We start from the raw sequence: 2,435 nt of genomic DNA, 5'->3' as shown, positions 1-2,435 counted from the left end.
TCAATGGCGTGCTGTGCGAGCGCGATCCACAAACCGTCAAGCGTCTGGTGGAACTCGGCCATGAAGTGGTCAACCATTCCTGGGGCATGGACGTGATTCCGGTCTATCTGGACGAAGCGGCAGAACGCGCCAACCTGCAGAAGAATCACGAACTGCTGGCACGCACCACCGGGACGGCGCCCACTGGCTGGATCAGCCCGCGCGGCACCGGCAGCCTGATCACCTCGCGCCTGTTGGCGCAAGCCGGCTACACCCATCATGGCGATGTCAACGACGACGAACTGCCTTATGTGATGGAGTTCGAATCAAACCGCATTGTCGGCATCCCACTGACGATGGAGGTCAACGATCTGCCGATCTGCATCCGTTACGGCCACGCGCCGCGCCACATGCTGGAGGTGTTCCAGGACAGCTTTGCCGCCATGCGGGAGCGCGAGACTGTGCCGCTGATGCTCGACGTGACAGCCCATACCCACGTGATGGGCCGCGCCGGCGGGGCCTGGGTTTACGACAGCATCATGGACATCGTGAAGCAGGCGAGCGACGTCTGGATCTGCACCCGCGCACAGATGGCGCGCCATGTGCTCGACAACACGCCAGCAGAAAAGGATGGTCATGAGTTTTGAAACGCAGAGCCGACTCGACGGCAAGGTCGCGGTGATTACCGGTGGCAAGGGCGCCATTGGTTTTGCCTCGGCAGAGCGCCTGGCCGCGCTGGGCGCGCGCATTGTTTCGCTCGATCGAGGGGATCAGCAAGCGGTTCAGGCCCGGCTGGATACCCTGCCCGGCGCGCCAGAGGCTGCGCACTTTGCCTTGACTGCATCGATCACCGATTCGGCGTCGCTGCAGGCGGCAGCGCAGGAAGTCGCGCGCCGCGGCGGACGCTGCGACATCCTGATCAACAGCGCCGGCTTCACCAAGGCGGTTGCACCCAGGGATCTCGATGCCTTGACGGATGAACTGTTCGACAGCATCATGGCGACCAATCTGCGCGGCGTCTTTGCAACCATTCGCGCCTTTGCGCCACTGCTCAAGGAATCCGGCGATGGCCTGGTGATCAATGTCTCATCGATCGCGGGTTTCACTGGCGCCGGCAGCAACCTGGCTTATGTTGCGGCGAAAGCCGGTCTGGATGTCCTGACGAAATCTCTTGCCAAAGCGCTCGCACCCGGGGTTCGTGTGCTGGCGGTGTCGCCCGGCGTGGTCGATTCAACTTTCGTACCGGGACGCGGCGCTGACTTCAACGCCAAGGCCGCCGCGACCATCCCGCTGGCACGCATAGGGCACGTGCAGGACATTGCCTCGGCCATTGAGGCTTGCGCCACCACCTTGCGTTTTGCCACCGGCGCGCGCTTCGTGATCGACGGCGGACGAAGTCTTTGATTCATCCAACAAAACGACAGGAGACAAACCATGAAACTGAAACACCAAATGCTTCCCCTGCTGGCATTGCTGCTGGGCATGGCCCAGGCCGGCGCGGCCGACTACCCGGAGCGGCCGATCAAGATCGTTATCTCCTTTCCGCCCGGGGGACCGACCGACAGCAGTATCCGGATCATTGCCGAGAAACTCGGCGAGTTGATGAAGCAACCCATCGTGATCGACAACAAAGGCGGCGCGGGTGGCAACATCGGAACCCAGTTTGTCGCCCATGCCGAGCCCGATGGCTACACCCTGCTCGCCAACTCGGCGGCCTACGCCGTCAATCCGACCATGTACGGCTCGCGTGCCGGCTACGATCCGATCAAGGACTTCATTCCTATCGTCGTCGTCTCGACGCAGCCCAACGTGATTTCGGTGAACGAAAAAATCCCCGTCACCACGCTGGCAGAGCTCAAGACCCTGTCGAAAAACGGCAAGATGTCGTTTTCTTCGCCGGGCAGCGGTACCACGCCGCACCTGACCTGCGAGAACATCTTTCACGCCAAGTGGAATCAGGACATCGTGCACATTCCCTACAAGGGCGCTGGACCGGCTTCGCTCGCAGTGGTTGCAGGAGATACCCCGATCGCCTGCACGGCAGCCTACGGCGTTTTCCAGTTCCACAAGCAGGGCAAGGTCAGGATCCTGGGCATCTCCAGCGAAAAGCGGCTGCCCAATCTGCCGGATGTGCCAACCTTCATCGAACTCGGCTACCCCGACATCAAGGACTACACCTGGACCACGCTGTTTGCACCGGCCGGCACGCCGCCAGCCATCGTGCAGAAGCTTAACGCTGCAGTGAATCAGTTGCTTGCCATCCCCGACCTGAAGGACAGACTCGACAAGGGCGGACTGATTCCGGTGGGCGGCTCCCTGCAGGAAACTTCGACCTACATCGCAGCCGAGGTGAAGCGCTGGGGTCAGGTGGTCAGGGACACTGGCGCCAAGGTCGATTAAGTCTTGAAGGTCACCGCCATCCGGGAAATCAGCGTCCCTATCGGGTCGTCGCTGCG

Annotated in this window: 3 protein-coding genes; all 3 read left to right on the top strand. The window is 61.7% G+C overall.

The features are described 5' to 3' along the window. Positions 1 to 626: polysaccharide deacetylase family protein (locus ACOYNV_RS27455; RefSeq protein WP_422902998.1), on the top strand; the 626-nt coding region annotated here is incomplete at its 5' end. Next, positions 616 to 1,383 (top strand): SDR family NAD(P)-dependent oxidoreductase, encoded by a 768-nt coding sequence (locus ACOYNV_RS27450; protein WP_422902997.1) that lies wholly within the window; start codon positions 616 to 618, stop codon positions 1,381 to 1,383. The genes ACOYNV_RS27455 and ACOYNV_RS27450, both read left to right, overlap by 11 nt. 30 nt (positions 1,384 to 1,413) lie before the next feature. After that, positions 1,414 to 2,379, top strand: coding sequence for a Bug family tripartite tricarboxylate transporter substrate binding protein (locus ACOYNV_RS27445; protein ID WP_422902996.1), 966 nt, complete (start codon positions 1,414 to 1,416; stop codon positions 2,377 to 2,379). Positions 2,380 to 2,435 lie beyond the last annotated feature (56 nt).

It is taken from the genome of Propionivibrio sp. (assembly GCF_049316945.1).
Taxonomy (GTDB): domain Bacteria; phylum Pseudomonadota; class Gammaproteobacteria; order Burkholderiales; family Rhodocyclaceae; genus Propionivibrio.
This window is presented reverse-complemented; position numbering and strand designations above follow the sequence as displayed.

Coding starts and splice junctions, on each gene's coding strand:
- ACOYNV_RS27450 (WP_422902997.1), top strand. CDS start 616: ATGAGTTTTGAAACGCAGAGCCGACTCGACGGCAAGGTCGCGGTGATT.
- ACOYNV_RS27445 (WP_422902996.1), top strand. CDS start 1,414: ATGAAACTGAAACACCAAATGCTTCCCCTGCTGGCATTGCTGCTGGGC.